This is a genomic window from Pseudonocardia sp. 2-7, from assembly GCF_056341085.1.
Map to the genome: position 1 here is coordinate 697,295 of NZ_CP094507.1, position 17,452 is coordinate 714,746.

The following is a 17,452-nucleotide window of genomic DNA, read 5'->3' on the forward strand; positions in this document are numbered from 1 at the left end:
GTGCGTCACCGGAGCGAGGCGTAGACCGCCTGCTCGAACTCGCCGTAGAGCGCGAACGCCCCGGGCGACACGAACGGCAGCGAGTTCGTGTAGATCGACGCGCAGACGCCGGCGGTGCGGTCGACCCAGAAGTGGGTGTTGAACAGGCCCGCCCACGCGCCGGAGCCTGCCCGGCGACCACCCGGGACGTCGGCGGTGTTGAGCAGCAGGCCGTGTCCCCACTTCCAGCCGGGCCCGGCGTCGAACGGGAAGGTGATCGCCGGGTCGGCCGACGGGATCGCGGGCGGGAAGTCCAGCTCGCCGATCTGGTTGCTGAACGCCTCGTCGACGGACGCCGGCGACAGGATCCGCTCGCCGTCGAGCTCGCCGCCGCGCAGCAGCGCCCGCTGGAAGCGGACGTAGTCGCGCGGGGTCGAGTACAGGCCGTGCCCGCCCGCCCACCACTCCGGCTCCTGCGGCAGCAGCTCACCTGCCGAGACCCACCCGCCGTCCTCGCCCGGGACGTGCACGGTCACCGCGTTCGCGGTGCGCGCCCCGTCGAGCAGGAACATCGTGTCGTCCATGCCCAACGGGCCGGTGATGCGGTCCTTGACCACGACGTCGAGGCCGGCCCCGGCGACGGTCTCGACGACCTTGCCGAGCCAGTCGGTGTTGATGCCGTAGGTGAACCGTTCGCCCGGATCGTGCAGCATCGGCGCGCGGAACGCACCGAGACCGCCCAGCACGTTCGGCGTCCCGGTGACCTGCTCGTAGCGGGCGAGGTCGGCGTCGAAGAACCAGTAGCCCAGGCCGGTGGTGTGGGTGATCAGGTGCCGGACGGTCGCCGGGGTCCGGGGCGCCCGCAGCCGCGGGGTGTCGCCGTCGAAGCCGTCGAGGACCTGGACCTCGGCGAACTCCGGCCGGTACTCGGTGACCGGGGCGTCGAGGTCGAGTGTCCCGGCGTCGCGCAGCTGCAGCGCCGCGGTCGTCGCGACCATCTTGGTCATCGACATGATCCGGAACTGGGTGCCGGCACCGACGTCGCCGCCGGTCCCACCGACGGTCGCGGGGCCCGCGCCGCCCTCGTAGAGCACGCCGTCGCGGTCGGCGACGATCGCCGCGACGTGCGGCACCGCCCCGCCGTCGACGCCGTTGCGCAGCACCGCGTCGACGGCGGCGCGGTCGACGGAGCCGTGGATGGCTGTTCCCATGGCGCGTTCCTCTCAGGTCCGGGTGAAGGCGGGGTAGCCGTGTGCGGCCTCGTCGGCGCACTTCTGCCGGTAGGTGCCCACCCCACCGATGTAGGACAGGACGCGCCGCGGTTTGCCCGGCACGTTCGAGCCCAGGTACCAGGAGGTCGTGTTCGCCACGAGCGTCGCGCCCGCGGTCTCCTCGTGGTGGGCGACCCAGGCGTCCTCACCCTCTGCGGTCGGCTCGATCACCGACTTCCCCTCGGCGCGCAGCGCCGCGATCGCCTCGGTGATCCACTCGGTCTGCTGCTGCAGGCAGGTGGTCATGTTGCACAGCGCCGCCGACGGTGCCAGCGGGGTCGCGGTCGTGAGCAGGTTCGGGTAGCCGTGCTTGGCCAGGCCCATGGTGGTGCGGATGTCGCGGCCCCACTCCTCGGCCAGCGAGCGTCCGTCGCGGCCGCGGATGTCGATGCGGGTCAGCGCGCCGGTCCCGGCGTCGAACCCGGTGGCCAGGATCAGCACGTCCAACTCGTGCACGGTCCCATCGGCCAGCTCGACGCCCTCGGGCCGGATCCGCGCGACGGCGTTCGTGCGGCAGTTGACCAGGTCGACGTTGTCCCGGTGGTAGACCTCGAAGTACCCGTTCTCCAGCGGGACGCGGTGGGTGCCGAAGCCGTAGTCGGTCGGCACGAGCGTCTCGACCAGGTGCGGGTCGTGGCGCAGCCGCGCGCGCATCTTCTCGCGCACGAACTCCGAGATCTCGTCGCTGACCTCCTGGTCGAAGAACATCTCCCCGAAGCTCGCCAGCCACAGCTTGAGCGAGCCGTCGGCGTAGATCTCCTCGAGGATCGCGCGACGCTGCTCGGGGGTGTTGTCGGCCCACACGTGCTCGAAGTCGTACTCGAACCCGGTGAAGGTGTGCGGGATCGTCTCGCGCAGCTCGTCGAACCGGGCGTGGTAGCGCTCCTTGTCCTCGGTGGAGTAGCTCGGGTTCTTCATGGGCAGTGCGTACTGCGGGCCGCGGGCGAACACCGTGAGGTGCCCGACCTCGGGGGCGATCGTCTGGATGATCTGGATACCGGTCGCACCGACACCGATCACGCCGACCCGCTTCCCGGCGAGGTCGAGCCCCTCGGCGGGATAGGACGAGCTGTAGGCCAGCTGCCCGGCGAAGTCCTGCGCGCCCTCGATGTTGTGCAGCGGAGCCGACAGCATCCCGGCGCAGGAGACGAAGAACTGGCAGTCGACGACGTCGCCGCGGTCGGTGCGGACCAGCCACCGGTCGCGGTCCTCGTCGAAGTGCGCGGCGGTGACACGGGTGTCGAAGCGGATGTCGCGGCGCAGGTCGAGCCGGTCGGCGACGTAGTGCAGCCAGCTCTCGATCTCGGGCTGGCCGGGGAACTTCTGGCTCCAGGACCAGTCCTTGTACAGCTTCTCGTCGAACAGGTACTGGTAGATGTAGCCCTCGGAGTCGAAGCGGGCGCCCGGGTAACGGTTCCACCACCAGGTCCCGCCGACGTCGCCGGCGGCGTCGAACGCCTGCACGGTCAGTCCCTGCTCGCGGAGCTGGTGCAGCTGGTAGAGCCCGGCGACGCCGGCGCCGAGCACGACGGCGTCGACGGTCCGGGTGGGAGTGGTCGGGTCGTTCATCGGAGACCCTCCTGCTGGTCGGTCCGGGGGGTCACGGGAACGTGATGAGCGGCTTGACGATGCGGTCCGACTTGTCCTGCATCATCGTGAAGGCCTTCTCGATGTCGTCGAAGCCGAAGCGGTGGGTGGTCATCGGGGTCGGATCGACCCGGCCGGAGAGCAGTAGCTGGAACAGCCGCGCCATCCGGGTGTTGCCGCCCGGGCAGAGTCCGATGGATGGACTTGTCGGCCATACCGAGTCCGAACGCGTCGAGCGGCAGCTTCAGCGGTTCGGGGTTCTCGTCGTGGTAGCCGATGTTGGGGACGCGCCAGCCCGCCTTGGTGACGCGTACGCACGCCTCGAAGGTCTGCGGGAAGCCGAACGCCTCGATCGCGGCGTCGACGCCCTCGCCGCCGGTCAGGTCCATGATCTGGTCGACCGGGTCGCCCGCGGTGAAGTCGACGACGTCGTCTGCGCCGAACCGGCGGGCCAGCTCCTGGCGTTCGGGTCGGGCCTCGACGGCGATCACCCGGCCTGCGCCGATCGTCGCGCAGAGCCCGACCGGGCCCTGTGCGAACACCGCCACGGTCTCGCCGAGCCCGATCCGGGCGTGCTCGGCACCCAGGAAACCGGTGGAGAGCATGTCGCAGCAGTAGGCGGCCTTCTCGTCGGACAGCTCGTCCGGGATCGGCGCGAGGTCGCCCTGCGCCGCGGGCACGACGAAGTACTCGGCCATGTTGCCGTCCATCTGCGCGGTGTAGCGGTAGCCGCCGAGCGGCCCGCCGCACTGGCTGGTGAAGCCGCTCTGGCAGTAGTGGCAGCGGAAACAGGGGGTCACCGCGTTCACCGCGACGCGCTGGCCCTCGGTGAAGCCCTCGACGGCCGAGCCGAGCGCGTGGACCACGCCGACGGCCTCGTGCCCGAGGGTCACCCCGGCGGCGACGGGCAGGGCGCCCTTCACGGTGTGGACGTCGGAGGTGCAGATCAGGGCGGCCGTCGTGCGGACGATCGCCTCCTCCGGGCCGGGTTCGGGGACGGGCTTCTGTGTGACCGCGGTCTTCCCGACCTCCGGCATCACGAACGCGTTCATCATCTCGGGCATGGCTGCTCAGCTCCGTCGACGAGCGGGTGGGTCACGCCCGACCGTCGCAGCGGTCCGGGACGAACGACCCCCTCTTCCGGGTGGCCGGAATCCCACCGCGCCGGGTGGTGGTCGTTGCACGACGACGACCACCCTGCCGGATCGGGCGGTGTCGGCCAGGATGTCCGATGTGCCCCGTGATCACCTCGTATCCCGTGTCCGCCGCGCCGGGACGGCGGTGGCGGCCGTCGTCCTGATGGGCGCGGCGGGGTGTGGTGCCGCGTCGCCCACGGCACCGGCCCCTGCACCGCCCGCGCCGGTCCCGGCACGGACCGACGGTCTGCGGATCACCACCGTCGCGGCCGGGTTCTCCCACGTCTGGAGCGTCGGCGTGCTGCCCGACGGGCGCGCGCTGGTCACCGAGCGGGACGGGCGCCTGTCGCTGCTCGCCTCGCTCGACCCGGGCACCGCGGTCACCCCGGTCGCCCCGGTCGCCGCCGAACTGGGCGACGTGTTCGCCCGCGGCGAGGGCGGGCTGATGGGCCTGGCCGTGCACGCCGACTTCGCGACGTCGAACCGGTTCACCACCTGCCAGACCCACGCCGAGAACGGGAGCCCGGTCGACGTCCGGCTGGTCACGTGGACGCTGTCCGCGGACGGGGCCACCGCGACCCGGGTCGCGGACCCGCTGGTCGGCGGACTGCCGATCGCCTCCGGCGGACGGCACTCGGGCTGCCGGGTCGCCGTCGACGACACCGGGGCGCTCGTCGTCGGGACCGGCGACGCGGCCATGCCCGCCACCCCGCAGGACCTCACCTCGCTCGGCGGTAAGACGCTGCGGGTCGACCCGGCCACCGGCGGGCCCGCGGCCGGCAATCCCTTCGCCGATGCCGCCGACCCGGCCCAGCGGCTCGTGTACACCTCCGGGCACCGCAACGTGCAGGGCGTCGCGGTCGAGCCGGGCACCGGGCGGGTCTTCACCGCCGAGCACGGCCCCACCCGCGACGACGAGGTGAACCTGCTGCGCCCGGGCGGCAACTACGGCTGGGACCCCTCGCAGGGCGGCACGGTGACCACCTACGACGAGTCGGTCCCGATGACCGACCGGGACCGCTTCCCCGACGCCGTCCCCGCCGTGTGGGCCTCCGGCAGCCCGCCCGAGGCGCTGGCCGGCGCCGCGTTCCTCGACGGCGCCGCGTGGGGGCAGCGGAACGGGATGCTCGCCGTCGCCGCGCTGCGCGGGCAGAAGCTGCTGCTGATGCGGGTCGGCCCGGAGGGCACCGACGGCGCGGTCTCCGACGTCGAGATCCCGGCGGCGCTCGACGGGAACTCCGGCCGGCTGCGCGGGGTGTACGCCGTGCCCGGCGGTCCGCTGCTGGTCACGACCTCGAACGGCGACGACGACCGGATCCTGCGGATCGACCCGAGCTGACCCCGCGGTCGTCGTCCTCGACCACCAGGACGCGCACCAGCCCAGGACGGTCCGACAAGACGCACAGAATGGGCGCCCGGGGGTCTGAACCGCCCGGAGCCGGGTAGGTGCGGTCCTCCCCGGCCCGGGTGGCCAGCAGATAGCCCTGCTCGCGGACCGTGACGAGCCCGACCGGGTCGACCGTGCGCCAGCGCGGCTCCTCGTCGGCGGCCCGATAGCGGATCCGGAGCCGGCGCCCGTCCAGGACGGCTCGCCGGACCGGTCCGGCGACGTCGTCGGGCACCTCGTCGGGGTGCAGACGCCGGGCGAGGAGATCGGTGTCGGGGTCGACGAGCAGCCGTTCCGCGACGGCGACGGCCGGGTGCCCGTCGGGCAGCGCGTCGACCACCTTGAGCACCGCCGAGGCGAGCGCCGACCCGAGGCCGAACGCCTGCACCCCGCGCCGCGATCCGGCGACGAGCAGCGCGACGGACTCGTCGTGGGTCAGCCCGGTGAGCTCGGTGCGGAAGCCCGGCAGCAGCGCGAAGCCGCCCTGCGGCCCGCGCCGGGCGTACACCGGGACGCCGGCGGAGGACAGCGCGTCGATGTCGCGCAGCACGGTGCGCGTCGACACCTCCAGCTCGCGGGCCAGCGCGGACGCCGGCATCCGGCCGCGCTGACGCAGCAGCAGGACCAGCGAGACCAACCGGTCGGCGCGCACGCCGGAAACGTAGCCGACGTACCCGACAGGAGATGTCGTGATCTCCGGCGAGGCTGGAGCTGCACGGACCACGACGAACGGAGATCACAGTGGAACGGACCTCGATCAACCCGGTGACCTGGTCGGCGGCGATGGGCTTCGACCAGGCGGTGCTCGTGTCCGGCGGCCGGACGCTGTACTGCTCGGGGCAGACCGCGATGAGCGCGGACGGTGTCCCGCTGCACGAGGGCGACCTGGCGGCACAACTGGCGACGAGCCTGGACAACCTGGAGGGCGTGCTCGCCGCCGCGGGCATGGGCCTGACCGACCTGGTGCGGCTGACCGTGTACACCACCGACGTCGACCAGTTGCTCGGTCACCACGGCGTGCTCGCCGGCCGGCTGGGCGCGTCGGATGTCGCCCCGGCCACCACGCTGCTCGGGGTGACCCGGCTCGCGGTCCCCGGCCAGCTGGTCGAGCTGGAGGGGACCGCGGTGGCCTGACCGGTCGGGCCCGCTGCGCCGGCCACGGCCGCAGGTAGCCACGGGCGGGTCCGGGGCGCTCAGGTGCGGCGCCGGACGAACGCCCCCGCGACGAGCGCGACGGTCCGGTCGGCATCGTCGGCGAGCCGGCGCAGTACCTTCTCCGGGCCGGAACCGGGCAGCTCGACCAGGGCCTGTGCGACCCGGATCCGGGTCGCGGGGTCGGTGCCGGCCAGGTCGCGGGTCAGGGCGTCGAGGACGATCCCGGAGGTCACCGGATCGTCGTGCGACAGCGCCGCGAGGATCTCCGCGGCCTCGACGTCGTCGACGCCCGCGCGCACCATCGCCACCAGCTCCGGGACGGCCCCGGCGCCGCCGCCCCGCCCGACGACCGTCGCGGCGCGGCGCCGCACCCCCGGGTCCGGGTCGGCCAGGGCGTCGGCGAGCGCCGCGGCCGCGGCCGGTGCGGCGTCGGTCAGCGCGTCGGCCGCCCGTCGCCGGACCCCGGGCTCGCCCGAGCGCAGACCCGCCGCGAGCGCGGCCACGGCCGCCCCGTCCGGGTCGCCCGCGCGGGCCACCGTCCGGCGCAGGGCCCAGCGCAGCGCGCCCGCGGCGTGCGGATCGGTCTCGGCGAGCAGCGTGCGGGCCAGCATCTCCGCGGGCAGCGCGGGCCAGTCCCCCGCGGCCAGCGCTGCCTGCTGGCGGTGCCCCGCCGTCGGGGAGCCGAACGCCCGCAGCAGCCCGACGACGTCGACGACCTCCGCCCACGTCTCCGGCCCGGCGGCGTCCACGGTGCGCAGTCGGGCGAGCAGCTCCCGGTCCCGTTCTAGGCGCTCCTCGGTGGCCCGGACCAGGTCCGCGACCAGCGCCGACGGGGCGAAACCCGGGTCGTGCAGGGCCTCGCCGACCTGGGCGAGCGACAGTCCGAGCGTCCGCAGGCCCTCCACGTGGAAGAGCCTGCGGACGTCGCCGGGGGAGTACTCCCGATAGCCGCCGACGGTGCGCCCGGTCGGTCGCAGCAGTCCGACCGCGTCGTAGTGGCGCAGCATCCGCACGCTCACCCCGCTGCGTCGGGCGACCTCCCCGATCAGCACGGCGGCCCGCCCGGTACGGCGCCGATCAGCACGACGCCACCTCGTGTCCCGGGCCGAGCGCGACCACGCGGCGGGCCTGTTCCACGGCGTCGTCGAACCCGGCGTCGGGATCGGCGCGCAGGAGCAGGGTGGCCCGTGCGTGCGCCGCGACCACCGGGTCGGGGTCGGTCGCGGCCCGGTCGAGGACGCCGTCGGCCGCTTCACCCAGGTCGGCCAGCGCCCGGGACAGACTCAGCCGGACCGCCCGGTCGCCGCGGCCCAGCTGACGACCCAGCTCCGCGGCGAGCGCGGCACGGCCGCCCGCGGCGACGAGCACGACGGCGGTGCGCCACGCGGTGCGGGCGACCTCGTCGTCGGGGTCGCGCAGCAGGGCGGGGGAGACCCGGTCCGCGGTCGCCGGATCGGCGATCTTGGACAGGGTGTGCAGCGCCTGGGCCCTGGCCCGCGGCCGCGGCGAGCCCAGTTCGACGTCCAGCCGGGGCAGCACGGTCGCGGCAGGAAGCCGGGTCAGCGCCCAGGACAGCATGTCGCGGACGAAGAAGTCCGGCTCCGCCCCGCAGCGCTCGACCAGGGCGTCGAGCAGGTCCGGGTCGGCGGCCGACCCGGCGGCGAGCGCGGCCCGCAGCCGGACCGACGGGTCGGCGGCGGACAGGGACGCGGTGATCTCCGGTGGTGTCATGACCGCCACCCCAGTACCTGTCACGGTGTCAGGGTCAAGTCCGTCGCGCCGGGAGCGCAAGCGGTCCTCACATGTCCGGGCGACCGCCGGCCGGTGGACGGCTGCCGGGTGCGGGGCCCCGACGCGGGCGGGGCCCCGGTGAATCGGCGTCAGCCCGGCGTGATGACCACCTTGAGCGCCTGGTTCGCCGCGGCGTTCTTGAACACGTCGTACGCCTCGTCCATCTGGTCGAAGGTGAACGAGTGGGTGCCCATTTTCTCCGCCGGGATCCGCCCGCCCGCGACCATCTTGAGCAGCGTCGGGATGGACACGGTGTCGACCAGGCCCATCGTCAGCGTGACGTTGGAGATCCACATGTCCTGCATGGGCAGCTCCACCGGGGTGCCGTGGACGCCCACGTTGGCGATCGTGCCGCCCGGGCGCACCAGCGACGCCGCCGTCAGCAGCGTCTCCGGGTAGCCGACGGCCTCGATCGCCACGTCCACGCCGAGCCCGTCGGTCAGCGCGGTCACGTCGGCGACGGTGCCCGGCCCGACCTCGACGCTGTCGGTCGCGCCGAACTCGACGGCCTTCTCCAGCCGGAACTTGTTGGAGTCGATCGCGATGACCTTCGACGCGCCCCACAGGCCGGTGGTGAGGATCGCCGAGAGGCCGACCGCGCCCGCGCCGACGACGGCGACGGTGTCGCCCGGCCGTACGTTCCCGGCGAGCACACCGGGCACCGCGGTGCGGGTCGCCGGGCTGCACGCCGTCCATTCCGACGAAGACGGCCCGGACCTGCTCCAGCATCTCGTGGTACACCGGGATCGCCTCCTCGACGGCTTCGTCGGCGAATCCGGCGTAGGCGTTGGTGCGGAACGCTCCCGGTTCAACGGTCAGCACGGAGATCCCCTGTGCGGCGACCTCGTCGTGCAGCGCATCGGTGACGGCTTCGACGGCGAACTTGGTCGCGCTGTAGTAGCCGAACCCGGGCGCCGGGACGAGCCCGGCCACCGAGGACACGGTGACGATCCACCCGTCGCCGCGGGCGGCGCATCCCCGGCAGCACTGCGCGGGTCACGGAGAGCACGGCGAAGAAGTTCAGCTCGAACATCGACCGCACCGCGGACTCGTCCATCGCCTCGATGGATCCGTACCAGCCTCGGCCGGCATTGTTGACCAGCACGTCGATACCGCCGAAGTGCTCCTCGGCCGCTCGTACCGCGCGCTGCACCTGTGCCGCGTCGGTCAGTTCCAGCGGCACGACGAGAACGCGGTCACCGAACTGGTCCGCCCACGTCGCCAGCTCCTGCGGGCGGCGGGAGGTCACCACCACGCGGTCACCGGTGTCGAGCGCCGCCTCGGCGAAGGCCATCCCGAAGTTGCCGGGCGTGCCACCGGTGATGAACCATCGCCGCGTCACGGCTCGATCACCAGCCGACTGATCACTGCACCATCGAGGGTGAAACGGTAGTTCAGGTCGACGACCCCGCCCGGGAAGTCGCCCTCCAGATGCTGCCCGACGTCGACGCCTCCGTCGGTCGTGGACGCACCGGTGAATTCGGCGGTGTAGGTGTACTCGGTGACCGCGGTCGCCAGCCAGGCCCCGATCTCCTCGGTGCCCGCGTGGTCGCGCCCGTCGTCGGTCACCACGGCGTCGGAGGCGAAGGTGGCGAGTGCCCGATCGAACTCCTGGGAGTCGAGTGCGGTCATGAACGTCTGCACGGTTTCCGGGAGTGCTTCCCATTCTGCTGTGGACATGGCCCCACGATGGAGCTTCCTGTCAGGGGAAGGTCAACCCGTGGTCGCGAGCATCCCGCGACGTTGACCTTGCCCCGGGGGGAGGCTTCAGGATCGCCTCGTCCGGCAGGCGACGCGACGTGGAGGAGGGCGCCATGGGGGCCCAGGTCTCGATCGGTGACTTCGCGTTGATGACCGGTCTGAGCCGTAAGGCACTACGCCACTATCACGACATCGGCATTCTCGAACCGGCCCATGTCGACCCCGGCACCGGCTACCGCTTCTACGACACCGGCCAGGTCGACCATGCGCACATCATCCGCCGGTTCCGCTCCCTGGGCATGTCCATCCCCGACATCAAGGCGCTCCTGAGCACCGACGACGCCGGGGCCCGCACCGCGATCATCACCACCCATCTCGAGCAGATGGAGGCAGCGCTCGCGCAGACCAGTGACACCGTGGGGGCGTTGCGTGAACTGCTCGCCCCGGCGAGCCCTCCCGCCGACGTCACGTTGCGCCACGAGCCGGCGCTCGCCGTGTGGTCCGTCAGCGCCACCGTCGACGTCTCCGAGATCGACGACTGGTTCGCAGCGGCACTGCGGACACTGCACCGGGCTGTCGCCACGGCCGCAGGCGCGCCCGACGCGGTGGTGCCGGGCGGCCTCTACGAGAGAGCGCTGTTCCTCGAACAGCAGGGCCGCGCAACCCTGTTCGTCCCCGCACCACCATCGGTCGGTCCGCCGGCGGGTGTCCGGGCCGAGGTCCTCCCCGGGACCGAGTTCGCGGTGCTCACCCATCCGGGCGGCCACGATGGCATCGACCGCAGTTACGCGGCCCTGGGGATCTATGTCAACGAGCATCTGATCAGCAGTCAGGGGCCCATTCGCGAACACTACTTCGGGGGTACCCCCACGGATCCGGCCCGGTTCACCGCCACGGAGATCTGTTGGCCGATCTTCGGCACCACCGCACCCTCGGTATGAGCGGACCGGGAACTCGATCATCGTGACGGCGATCGTCACCATCCGGCGGGCCGCCCCCGGCTGCATCGCCCGCCGTCGTCACCGGGTCGTCGACCGCCACGGGCGGGACGACGGGCCCTCACCGGGCCACGGGGTCGCGCAGGATCGTCCGCAGGTGGTCCTGCGGCGTGCTCGCGGTGAACGGATCGAGGTGGATCTCGTGGTGGTCGGCGACCCGGCGCAGGCCGTGGCCCGCGGCGAACGAGCCCAGCTCGGCGAGGGTCCGCCGCTCGTCGGCGAACGGCCCGCGGTGCAGGACCTGCACGACCAGGCGCTCGGGCAGCGTGTACAGCTCGACGTCCGCCCCGTCCGCCGCGGCGGCGAGCTCCTCGTCGGTCGTCGCCGGGTCGACCTGTGCGAGCACCAGGTACTCCAGGTCGTCGACCGGGTTGACCCGGTAGAAGTCCGCGATCCCGACCGGGACCGAGCCCTCGGGGTACCGGTAGAGGATCTCCACGACGGCCCCGGCACCGGGCACCCGCCGCGCGGGAGGCAGCGCGCGCTCCACCGTGCGCACGGTCCGCTTCGCCCGGTGGAACGCCTCGGTGCCGGGGCGCCCGCTGCCGTGCAGCGAGACGAAGGTCGTGGCGGGCGCCACGACCAGCTCCGGCTCGTCGGCGGCGGCCAGGTGCGGGGTCGTGGGCACGGCGTCGGTGGTCATCGGGGTCCTTCCGAAGGAGAGTCGCGGTACCGCCGACGGTAGGAGCGGTTGCGGACCGTTCCCGTCCGGAACCCGGACCTATCCTGCGACGGTGCTCAGCGCCTCGCACCGGCTCCTCCAGCTCCTCACGGTCCTGTCGACCCGCCCGGAGTGGTCGGGTGCCGAGCTGGCGGACCGGCTGGGCGTGCACGAGCGGACCGTCCGCCGCGACGTCGTCAAGCTGCGTGAGCTCGGGTACGGCGTCGAGACGTCGACCGGACCGTTCGGCGGGTACCGGCTCGTCGCCGGGTCACGGACGCCCCCGCTGAGCCTCGACGACGACGAGGCGCTGGCCACCGCGATCGCGCTCCGCCGGCTCGCGTGGAGCCACCCCGACGGCGAGGGACGCGCGGCGCCGGCGGCCCTGCTCAAGCTGCGCCGGTCCCTGCCGCCCCGGGCCGCCGAGGCACTGGGCCGGTTCGACCTCGCGATCGCCGAGGCCGGGGTGCGGCCGGACGCCCCCGGCGAGGTGGACCCGGACACCCTGACCGCGCTCGCCGGCGCCTCCCGGACCCGCGACCGGGTCCGGTTCCGCTACCACGACCGCAGCGGGGCGGAGAGCACCCGCGCGGTGGAGCCGGAGCAGGTCGTCCGCACCGCGCACCGGTGGTACCTCGTCGCCTGGGATCTCGACCGCCGGGACTGGCGGGTGTTCCGGGTCGACCGCGTCGCGGCCGTCGCCCTCACCGGCCCGGCGGACCCGCGCCGCAGGGAGGTCGACGCGACGGCGCTGGTCGAGGAGGCGATCACCACCACGCCCTACGCGACCTACGCCGAGGTCGAGATCCACCGCTCCCTCGACGAGACCCGAGCCCTGCTCCCGGCCACCATCGCGCGGCACCGCGCCGACGGCCCGGACCGGACCCTGAGCACTGTCGGCGGCTTCGACGCCCGGTGGATCGCGGAGTTCCTGCTCCGGCTCGGGGTTCCGTTCCGGGTATTCGGACCCGACGAGGTCCGCGAGCACGTCGTGGTCCGGCTGGAGGAGTTGCTGGCGCTGCAGCGCCACCCGTGACGCGGGCCACCGTCGCCGGTTGCGGACAGGAGCGGTCCGGAACCGGACCTAGCGTCGTGGTCACACGAGACCGGCCGGGGACCGACCGTCGTGATCAGCCGCGGCTGCTGCCGACGAGATGGGCGAACACCACGGTGTTGTCCCGATAACTCCGCGCGCTCGAGTCGAAAGATCCGCCACAGGTGATCAGGCGCAGTTCCGCGCGGTCGACGTCGCCGTAGACGGATTCGGTCGGAAACGCATTCTTGGGAAACGACCGGACCTCGTCGACGCGGAACGTCGCGGCGATCCCGTCGGCCCGTGTCACGACGATGTCCTCGCCCGGACGCATCCGGCCGAGGTCGTAGAACACCGACGGTCCCTCGGCGGCCGAGTCGACGTGGCCGAGGATGACCGACGGGCCGCGGAAGCCCGGCGCCGACGACCCGCGGTACCAGGACGCCCGGTCGTAGCCGGGGCCCGGGGCCGGGACCTCGAGGGTGCCGTCCGGAGCGAGACCGGACTGGTCGACGACCGACTCGACCCCGATCGACGGGATCGAGATCGACCGGGGCGGGGAGGGCGGGAGCACCTCGCCCACCGGCCGGGCCCCGGCCGGCGCCGTGCCCACCACGGCCGGTCCCACCGTGCCTGCGGCCGCGGCCACCGGCTCCGGGGGACCGCCCGCGGTCAGCGCCGACACCAGGACGACCACACCCGCAACGGCCAGCAGCAGCGCGCCCAGCGGAGCGAGCAGCCGCCGGACGCGGGACGGGTGTGGTGCGGTCATCGGGTGCTCCGGTCCTGGTGCCGGTCGGGGAACCGGTCGTGGTGGTCCACCACGACCGGAGCCGGGTGTGCCGCCCGCCTGTGCGGACGGCACACCCGGGGTGGATCAGTGCCCGCGGACGCCGCGACGGCGGACGACGAGCACCAGCGCGGAGCCGGCGAGCAGCGCGACACCGGTCACGACCAGCGCCGTGTCGGTGCCGGAGGTGCTGCCACCACCGGTCTCGACGCCACCCTGGGGCATCGGCATGGTCCCGCTCGTCGTGTTGACGACGATCGTCGCGATGCCGATGGTGGTGCCGCCCTTGAGGGCGTCGGTCTTGAAGGCGCCGTTCAGGGCCTCGGCGGCTCCGGCGTTCAGGGTGACGGTCGTGCCGGTCAGCGTCGCGGTGCCCGCCGACTGGTCGATCGTGATGGGCTTCAGGGTCGAGCCGTTGAGGTCGAACAGGGTGGTCGACTCGGCGACGGTCTGGCCGCCGGCGCGGACCCGGCCGGTCAGCACGGCGGGGTCGCCCGGGTCGATCACGAAGTTGTCGAGCGTGACCTCGGTGTCACCCTTGGTGAGGGTGAGCCCGCTGCCCATGTGCTCGATCCTGCCCTGCACGTAGGGCAGGACCTCGTTCGGCTTGTAGACGGTCACGTTGCCACCGGTGATCGGGAACGACGCGGAGCCGTCGGAGATCGAGGCGGACCCGAACGGGCCGGGGGTGACGTCGAGCGAGGACAGCGCGTCGGTGAAGCCCTTGTCCAGCGCGACCGAGGTGCTCTTGCCGGTCAGGTTGGAGATCATCGCGACCGGGGGAGGGGTCTCCTGCGCGGAGGCGACCCCGGCGCCCAGCGCGGTCGTCGCGGCGGCGACCAGGCCGATCGTGGCCAGACCGATCAGACGTCGTACTGAATTCGCCATGGTGGTTCTCCTCGGATCACACCGACCGACGGGCGATTCCCGGCGACCTCTGCTCCGGTATTCGACGGCCGGAGCGCGGGGGTTCGGAGAAATGCGGAGAAGAATGTCCCGGAGCCCGGACATCACTACCGGTGACGTATTCCGGGTCCCGCGAAGCGGAGCGTGTTCGGCGGAGCTCAGCCCCCGCTGCGGCCGAGCCCGTGGTGCCGGATGCGGGCCTTCATCTCGGCGACGCCGTCGGCGAACCGCCTCGCGTAGACCTCCTCGACGGCGGCCGCGCCGGCCGCGGTGACGCTCCCGTCGGCGTCGATGAGGCCGAGGGCGAGCAGGTGCCGGGCCACCGCCGGGCGCAGCAGATCGACGTCCACCTCGCGCGCGTCGAGCAGTTCCAGGGCCCGTGACTCGTCGCGGGTCAGGAGCATCCGCCTCACCTCCACCCCTGGGTTCGTGCGCGGGGCGCGAGGGGTTCACCCCGGCCCGGCGACGGACCCGGCGGGCCACGGCGACGGCGGTCCCCCCGGGGGGACCGGTGGCGGCATGCTGCCGGGATCCGGTCACGGGCGGCCCCGGCCGTGTGCCGCGGTCAGATCAGGCCCGCCGCGCGGGCCGCGATGACCGCCCGCGCCCGGTTCTGGGTGTCGAGCTTGCGCATCGCGCTGTGCAGGTAGGCCTTGACCGTCCCCACCGTGATCCCGAGCTGCGCGGCGATCTCGGCGTTGGTCGCGCCCACCGCGACGTGCTGCAGCGCCTCGATCTCCCGTGGGGAGAGTGCGGGTGTCTCCCCGACCGTCCGGCCCGCGGTCGGACGCACCCCGGCGAGGCCGGTGTGGATCCGGCGCAGCCTCTCGCGCAGCTCCGGGTCACCGGTGCTCTCGATCAGCGCAGCGAGCTCCAGCAGTGCGTCGGTCCGGCTCCCGGCGTCCGCGGCGGCCGGGTACGCAACGGCCGGGGGAGCGTGCTGGTCGAGCAGGGTCGTGGCGTCCCGGGCGATGGTGGCGGCCACGATGCCGGCGTTGCGGACCGCGACGTCGCCGATCGGCCGGTGCTCGCGCATCGCCCCGTACATCACCCCGCGGACCGAGCCGCGGACGACGATCGGGTACGCCAGGATCGACGCGAGCCGCTCGTGCTCGACGACGACGTGGTCGTAGTCGTGGGTGATCCCGGGGGTCGAGGCGTAGTCGCTCACCCGGCACGGGATCCGGCGGGCCATCGCGGCGCCGCCGAGTCCGCGTCCGGTCAGGACGCTGAGCAGTCGCAGTGAGTCGCCGAAGGTGCCGATCAGCTGGTTGATCGAGAGCTGCTGTTCGTCGCCCACCGTCCGGGTGGTCCCGCCGAAGACGACGGGCAGGCCGGTCGTCGCGCTGAGTTCGTGCAGACGCCGGGGCATGACCCGGTCCAGGGCCCGCGCGACTGCGTCGTCGTCCTGCACGAGTGCTCCTCCCCGTCCTGGCGGCGTCGTCGCCGGCTCCGGACCACCTCGTCACGTGCAACGAGTCATGCCCGGCGGGGTTGTTGTGCCAGACACGCCCCGGCGCGTCAATCGGCCCGGTCGGTTCCAGCCTGTCACCTGCCACCGGCGACCTCACGGCGGCGGGCACGTCGTCCGGGCCGTGGGACCCGCTCCGTGGACCCGAACACTGACTTCGGTTGGTAGCGGACGGTGGACCGCTGCGGCGAGTCTCGGTGCTCCCACCAGGCCGCGCTCGACGAGGAGCCACGCATGACCACCACCCCCGCACCGGTCCCACTGAGAAGGGTGGCCGCGGCCAGCTGCGCGGGCACCACCATCGAGTTCTACGACTTCTTCATCTACGGGACGGCCGCGGCGCTGGTGTTCCCGAAGGTCTTCTTCCCGGCCCTGGGCTCCACCGCGGGCACCGTCGCCTCCTTCGCGACGTTCGCCGTGGCGTTCTTCGCCCGCCCGGTCGGCGCGATCGTGTTCGGCCACTACGGCGACCGGATCGGCCGGAAGAAGACCCTGATCTCGACGTTGCTGCTGATGGGCATCGCGACCGTCCTGATCGGACTGCTCCCGGGCGCGGAGACGATCGGCGTCGCGGCCCCGCTGATCCTGGTCTTCCTGCGGTTCTGCCAGGGCTTCGCCGTCGGCGGCGAGTGGGCGGGTGCGACCCTGCTGACCGCGGAGTACGCGCCGAAGGAGAAGCGCGGCCTGTACGGCGTGTTCCCCCAGCTCGGCCCGGCCATCGCGTTCGCGCTGTCCTCGGGCACCTTCCTGGTCACCGGGTTGGTCATGGGTGACACCGACGACGCGTTCCTGACCTACGGCTGGCGGATCCCGTTCCTGCTGTCGATCCTGCTCGTCGGAGTCGGGCTGTGGGTGCGGCTCTCCATCGAGGAGACCCCCGCGTTCGCCGAGGCCCGGCGGCGCGCGGCCGCGGAGGCGACCGCGCTCGACCGCTCGAAGCGGCTGCCGTTCCTGGAGGCCGTCCGGGCGCAGCCGCGTGAGGTCCTGCTGTCGGCCGGTGCGCTGTCGATGCTGTTCGCGTTCTTCTACATGGGCACGGCCTACCTGACCGCCTACGGCACGAACCCGCAGGGTGCGGCCCTGGACCGCCCGGTGGTGCTGGGCATCGGCATCGCCGCGGCCGCCGTGTTCGGGCTCGCGACCGTGGCCGCCGGGATGCTGTCGGACCGGTTCGGGCGTCGCGCGGTCATCCGGACGTCCTGCGTCGCCGGGATCGTCTGGGCGCTGGTGCTGTTCCCGCTGCTCGACACCGGCAGCGCCACCGCGTTCGCGGTCGGCCTCTGCGGGACCTTGGTGATCTTCGCGGTCGCCTACGGTCCGGCGGGCTCCTTCCTGCCCGAGCTGTTCTCGGCCCGGCACCGCTACACCGGCGCCGGGCTCGGCTACAACCTCGCCGGCGTCCTCGGCGGGGCGATCCCGCCGCTGGTCGCGCCCGGTCTGGCCGCGGCGTACGGCTCGATCGCGATCGGCGTGATGCTCTCGCTGATCGGCGTGATCTCCCTGGTCTGCGTGTCGCTGCTGCACGAGACCCGCAACGTCGCGCTCGAGCACGAGCGCCCCGCGACCGCCCCGACGACGGTCTGACC

General features: G+C 73.2%; 17 protein-coding genes and 3 pseudogenes. 5 read left to right on the top strand and 15 right to left on the bottom strand.

From position 1 onward, the window contains the following. Positions 1-5: 5 nt before the first annotated feature. From MTO91_RS03540 to MTO91_RS03550, 3 genes are read right to left on the bottom strand one after another with little or no spacing between them, the layout of a single operon-like run. A complete protein-coding gene (locus MTO91_RS03540) occupies positions 6-1,190 on the bottom strand; it encodes a serine hydrolase domain-containing protein (protein ID WP_476653789.1) in 1,185 nt (394 codons plus the stop codon). A 12-nt stretch (positions 1,191-1,202) separates the two neighbouring features. Continuing rightward, entirely contained in the window at positions 1,203-2,819 is a 1,617-nt protein-coding gene (locus tag MTO91_RS03545) for a flavin-containing monooxygenase (RefSeq protein ID WP_346101809.1), read from the bottom strand. Then, complete coding sequence (locus MTO91_RS03550) at positions 2,816-3,901, bottom strand: alcohol dehydrogenase catalytic domain-containing protein (RefSeq protein WP_476653790.1); 1,086 nt, start codon at positions 3,899-3,901, stop codon at positions 2,816-2,818. The genes MTO91_RS03545 and MTO91_RS03550 overlap by 4 nt, the downstream gene beginning before the upstream one ends. A 160-nt stretch (positions 3,902-4,061) precedes the next feature. Between MTO91_RS03550 and MTO91_RS03555 the strand changes: the two genes are divergently transcribed. Then, on the top strand, positions 4,062-5,312 hold the full coding sequence (locus MTO91_RS03555) for a PQQ-dependent sugar dehydrogenase (RefSeq protein WP_476653791.1): 1,251 nt from the start codon (positions 4,062-4,064) through the stop codon (positions 5,310-5,312). Positions 5,313-5,415: 103 nt separating this feature from the next. Here the strand turns inward: MTO91_RS03555 and MTO91_RS03560 are convergent. Further along, a pseudogene (locus tag MTO91_RS03560) lies at positions 5,416-6,012 on the bottom strand (helix-turn-helix transcriptional regulator); the annotation flags it as partial. A gap of 89 nt (positions 6,013-6,101) precedes the next feature. On the opposite strand from MTO91_RS03560, the gene MTO91_RS03565 reads away from it, so the two are divergent. After that, positions 6,102-6,494: a RidA family protein gene (locus MTO91_RS03565; RefSeq protein ID WP_208822224.1), complete on the top strand. Its 393-nt coding sequence runs from the start codon at positions 6,102-6,104 to the stop codon at positions 6,492-6,494. Between the two features lie 59 nt (positions 6,495-6,553). Here the strand turns inward: MTO91_RS03565 and MTO91_RS03570 are convergent, their stop codons facing one another. From MTO91_RS03570 to MTO91_RS03595, 6 genes and pseudogenes are all read right to left on the bottom strand, one after another. Next, the gene (locus tag MTO91_RS03570; protein WP_476653792.1) at positions 6,554-7,567 is read right to left on the bottom strand and encodes a MerR family DNA-binding transcriptional regulator; all 1,014 of its coding nucleotides are present in this window, start codon (positions 7,565-7,567) and stop codon (positions 6,554-6,556) included. A 25-nt stretch (positions 7,568-7,592) separates the two neighbouring features. Beyond that, a complete protein-coding gene (locus tag MTO91_RS03575) occupies positions 7,593-8,246 on the bottom strand; it encodes a HEAT repeat domain-containing protein (protein ID WP_208822228.1) in 654 nt (217 codons plus the stop codon). A gap of 149 nt (positions 8,247-8,395) precedes the next feature. Next, positions 8,396-8,959 carry a zinc-binding dehydrogenase gene (locus tag MTO91_RS03580; protein ID WP_405419557.1) on the bottom strand — a complete coding sequence of 188 codons (564 nt, stop codon included), beginning with the start codon at positions 8,957-8,959 and terminating at the stop codon, positions 8,396-8,398. Between the two features lie 157 nt (positions 8,960-9,116). Then, positions 9,117-9,248, bottom strand: a pseudogene (locus tag MTO91_RS03585) (SDR family NAD(P)-dependent oxidoreductase); the annotation flags it as partial. A 37-nt stretch (positions 9,249-9,285) separates the two neighbouring features. Beyond that, a pseudogene (locus tag MTO91_RS03590) lies at positions 9,286-9,648 on the bottom strand (SDR family NAD(P)-dependent oxidoreductase); the annotation flags it as partial. Next, positions 9,645-9,938, bottom strand: coding sequence for a nuclear transport factor 2 family protein (locus MTO91_RS03595; RefSeq protein WP_208826979.1), 294 nt, complete (start codon positions 9,936-9,938; stop codon positions 9,645-9,647). The gene MTO91_RS03595 and the pseudogene MTO91_RS03590, both read right to left, overlap by 4 nt. Positions 9,939-10,120: 182 nt before the next feature. On the opposite strand from MTO91_RS03595, the gene MTO91_RS03600 reads away from it, so the two are divergent. After that, positions 10,121-10,948, top strand: coding sequence for a MerR family transcriptional regulator (locus MTO91_RS03600; protein ID WP_476653793.1), 828 nt, complete (start codon positions 10,121-10,123; stop codon positions 10,946-10,948). Between the two features lie 118 nt (positions 10,949-11,066). Here MTO91_RS03600 and MTO91_RS03605 read toward each other — a convergent pair whose 3' ends face one another. After that, the gene (locus MTO91_RS03605; RefSeq protein WP_476653794.1) at positions 11,067-11,648 is read right to left on the bottom strand and encodes a GyrI-like domain-containing protein; all 582 of its coding nucleotides are present in this window, start codon (positions 11,646-11,648) and stop codon (positions 11,067-11,069) included. A gap of 91 nt (positions 11,649-11,739) precedes the next feature. On the opposite strand from MTO91_RS03605, the gene MTO91_RS03610 reads away from it, so the two are divergent. After that, positions 11,740-12,702 (top strand): helix-turn-helix transcriptional regulator, encoded by a 963-nt coding sequence (locus MTO91_RS03610; RefSeq protein WP_476653795.1) that lies wholly within the window; start codon positions 11,740-11,742, stop codon positions 12,700-12,702. Between the two features lie 94 nt (positions 12,703-12,796). Here MTO91_RS03610 and MTO91_RS03615 read toward each other — a convergent pair whose 3' ends face one another. The 4 genes from MTO91_RS03615 to MTO91_RS03630 form a co-directional block, all read right to left on the bottom strand. Continuing rightward, positions 12,797-13,471, bottom strand: a complete 675-nt coding sequence (locus tag MTO91_RS03615) for a class F sortase (RefSeq protein ID WP_476653796.1) — start codon at positions 13,469-13,471, stop codon at positions 12,797-12,799. A gap of 105 nt (positions 13,472-13,576) precedes the next feature. After that, complete coding sequence (locus MTO91_RS03620; RefSeq protein ID WP_062400060.1) at positions 13,577-14,377, bottom strand: hypothetical protein; 801 nt, start codon at positions 14,375-14,377, stop codon at positions 13,577-13,579. Between the two features lie 176 nt (positions 14,378-14,553). After that, on the bottom strand, positions 14,554-14,799 hold the full coding sequence (locus MTO91_RS03625) for a hypothetical protein (protein WP_062400062.1): 246 nt from the start codon (positions 14,797-14,799) through the stop codon (positions 14,554-14,556). A 161-nt stretch (positions 14,800-14,960) separates the two neighbouring features. Further along, positions 14,961-15,809, bottom strand: a complete 849-nt coding sequence (locus MTO91_RS03630; protein WP_208826505.1) for a helix-turn-helix transcriptional regulator — start codon at positions 15,807-15,809, stop codon at positions 14,961-14,963. 327 nt (positions 15,810-16,136) lie between these two features. Between MTO91_RS03630 and MTO91_RS03635 the strand changes: the two genes are divergently transcribed. Then, positions 16,137-17,450, top strand: coding sequence for an MFS transporter (locus MTO91_RS03635; protein WP_476653797.1), 1,314 nt, complete (start codon positions 16,137-16,139; stop codon positions 17,448-17,450). The last annotated feature ends 2 nt before the right edge of the window (positions 17,451-17,452 follow it).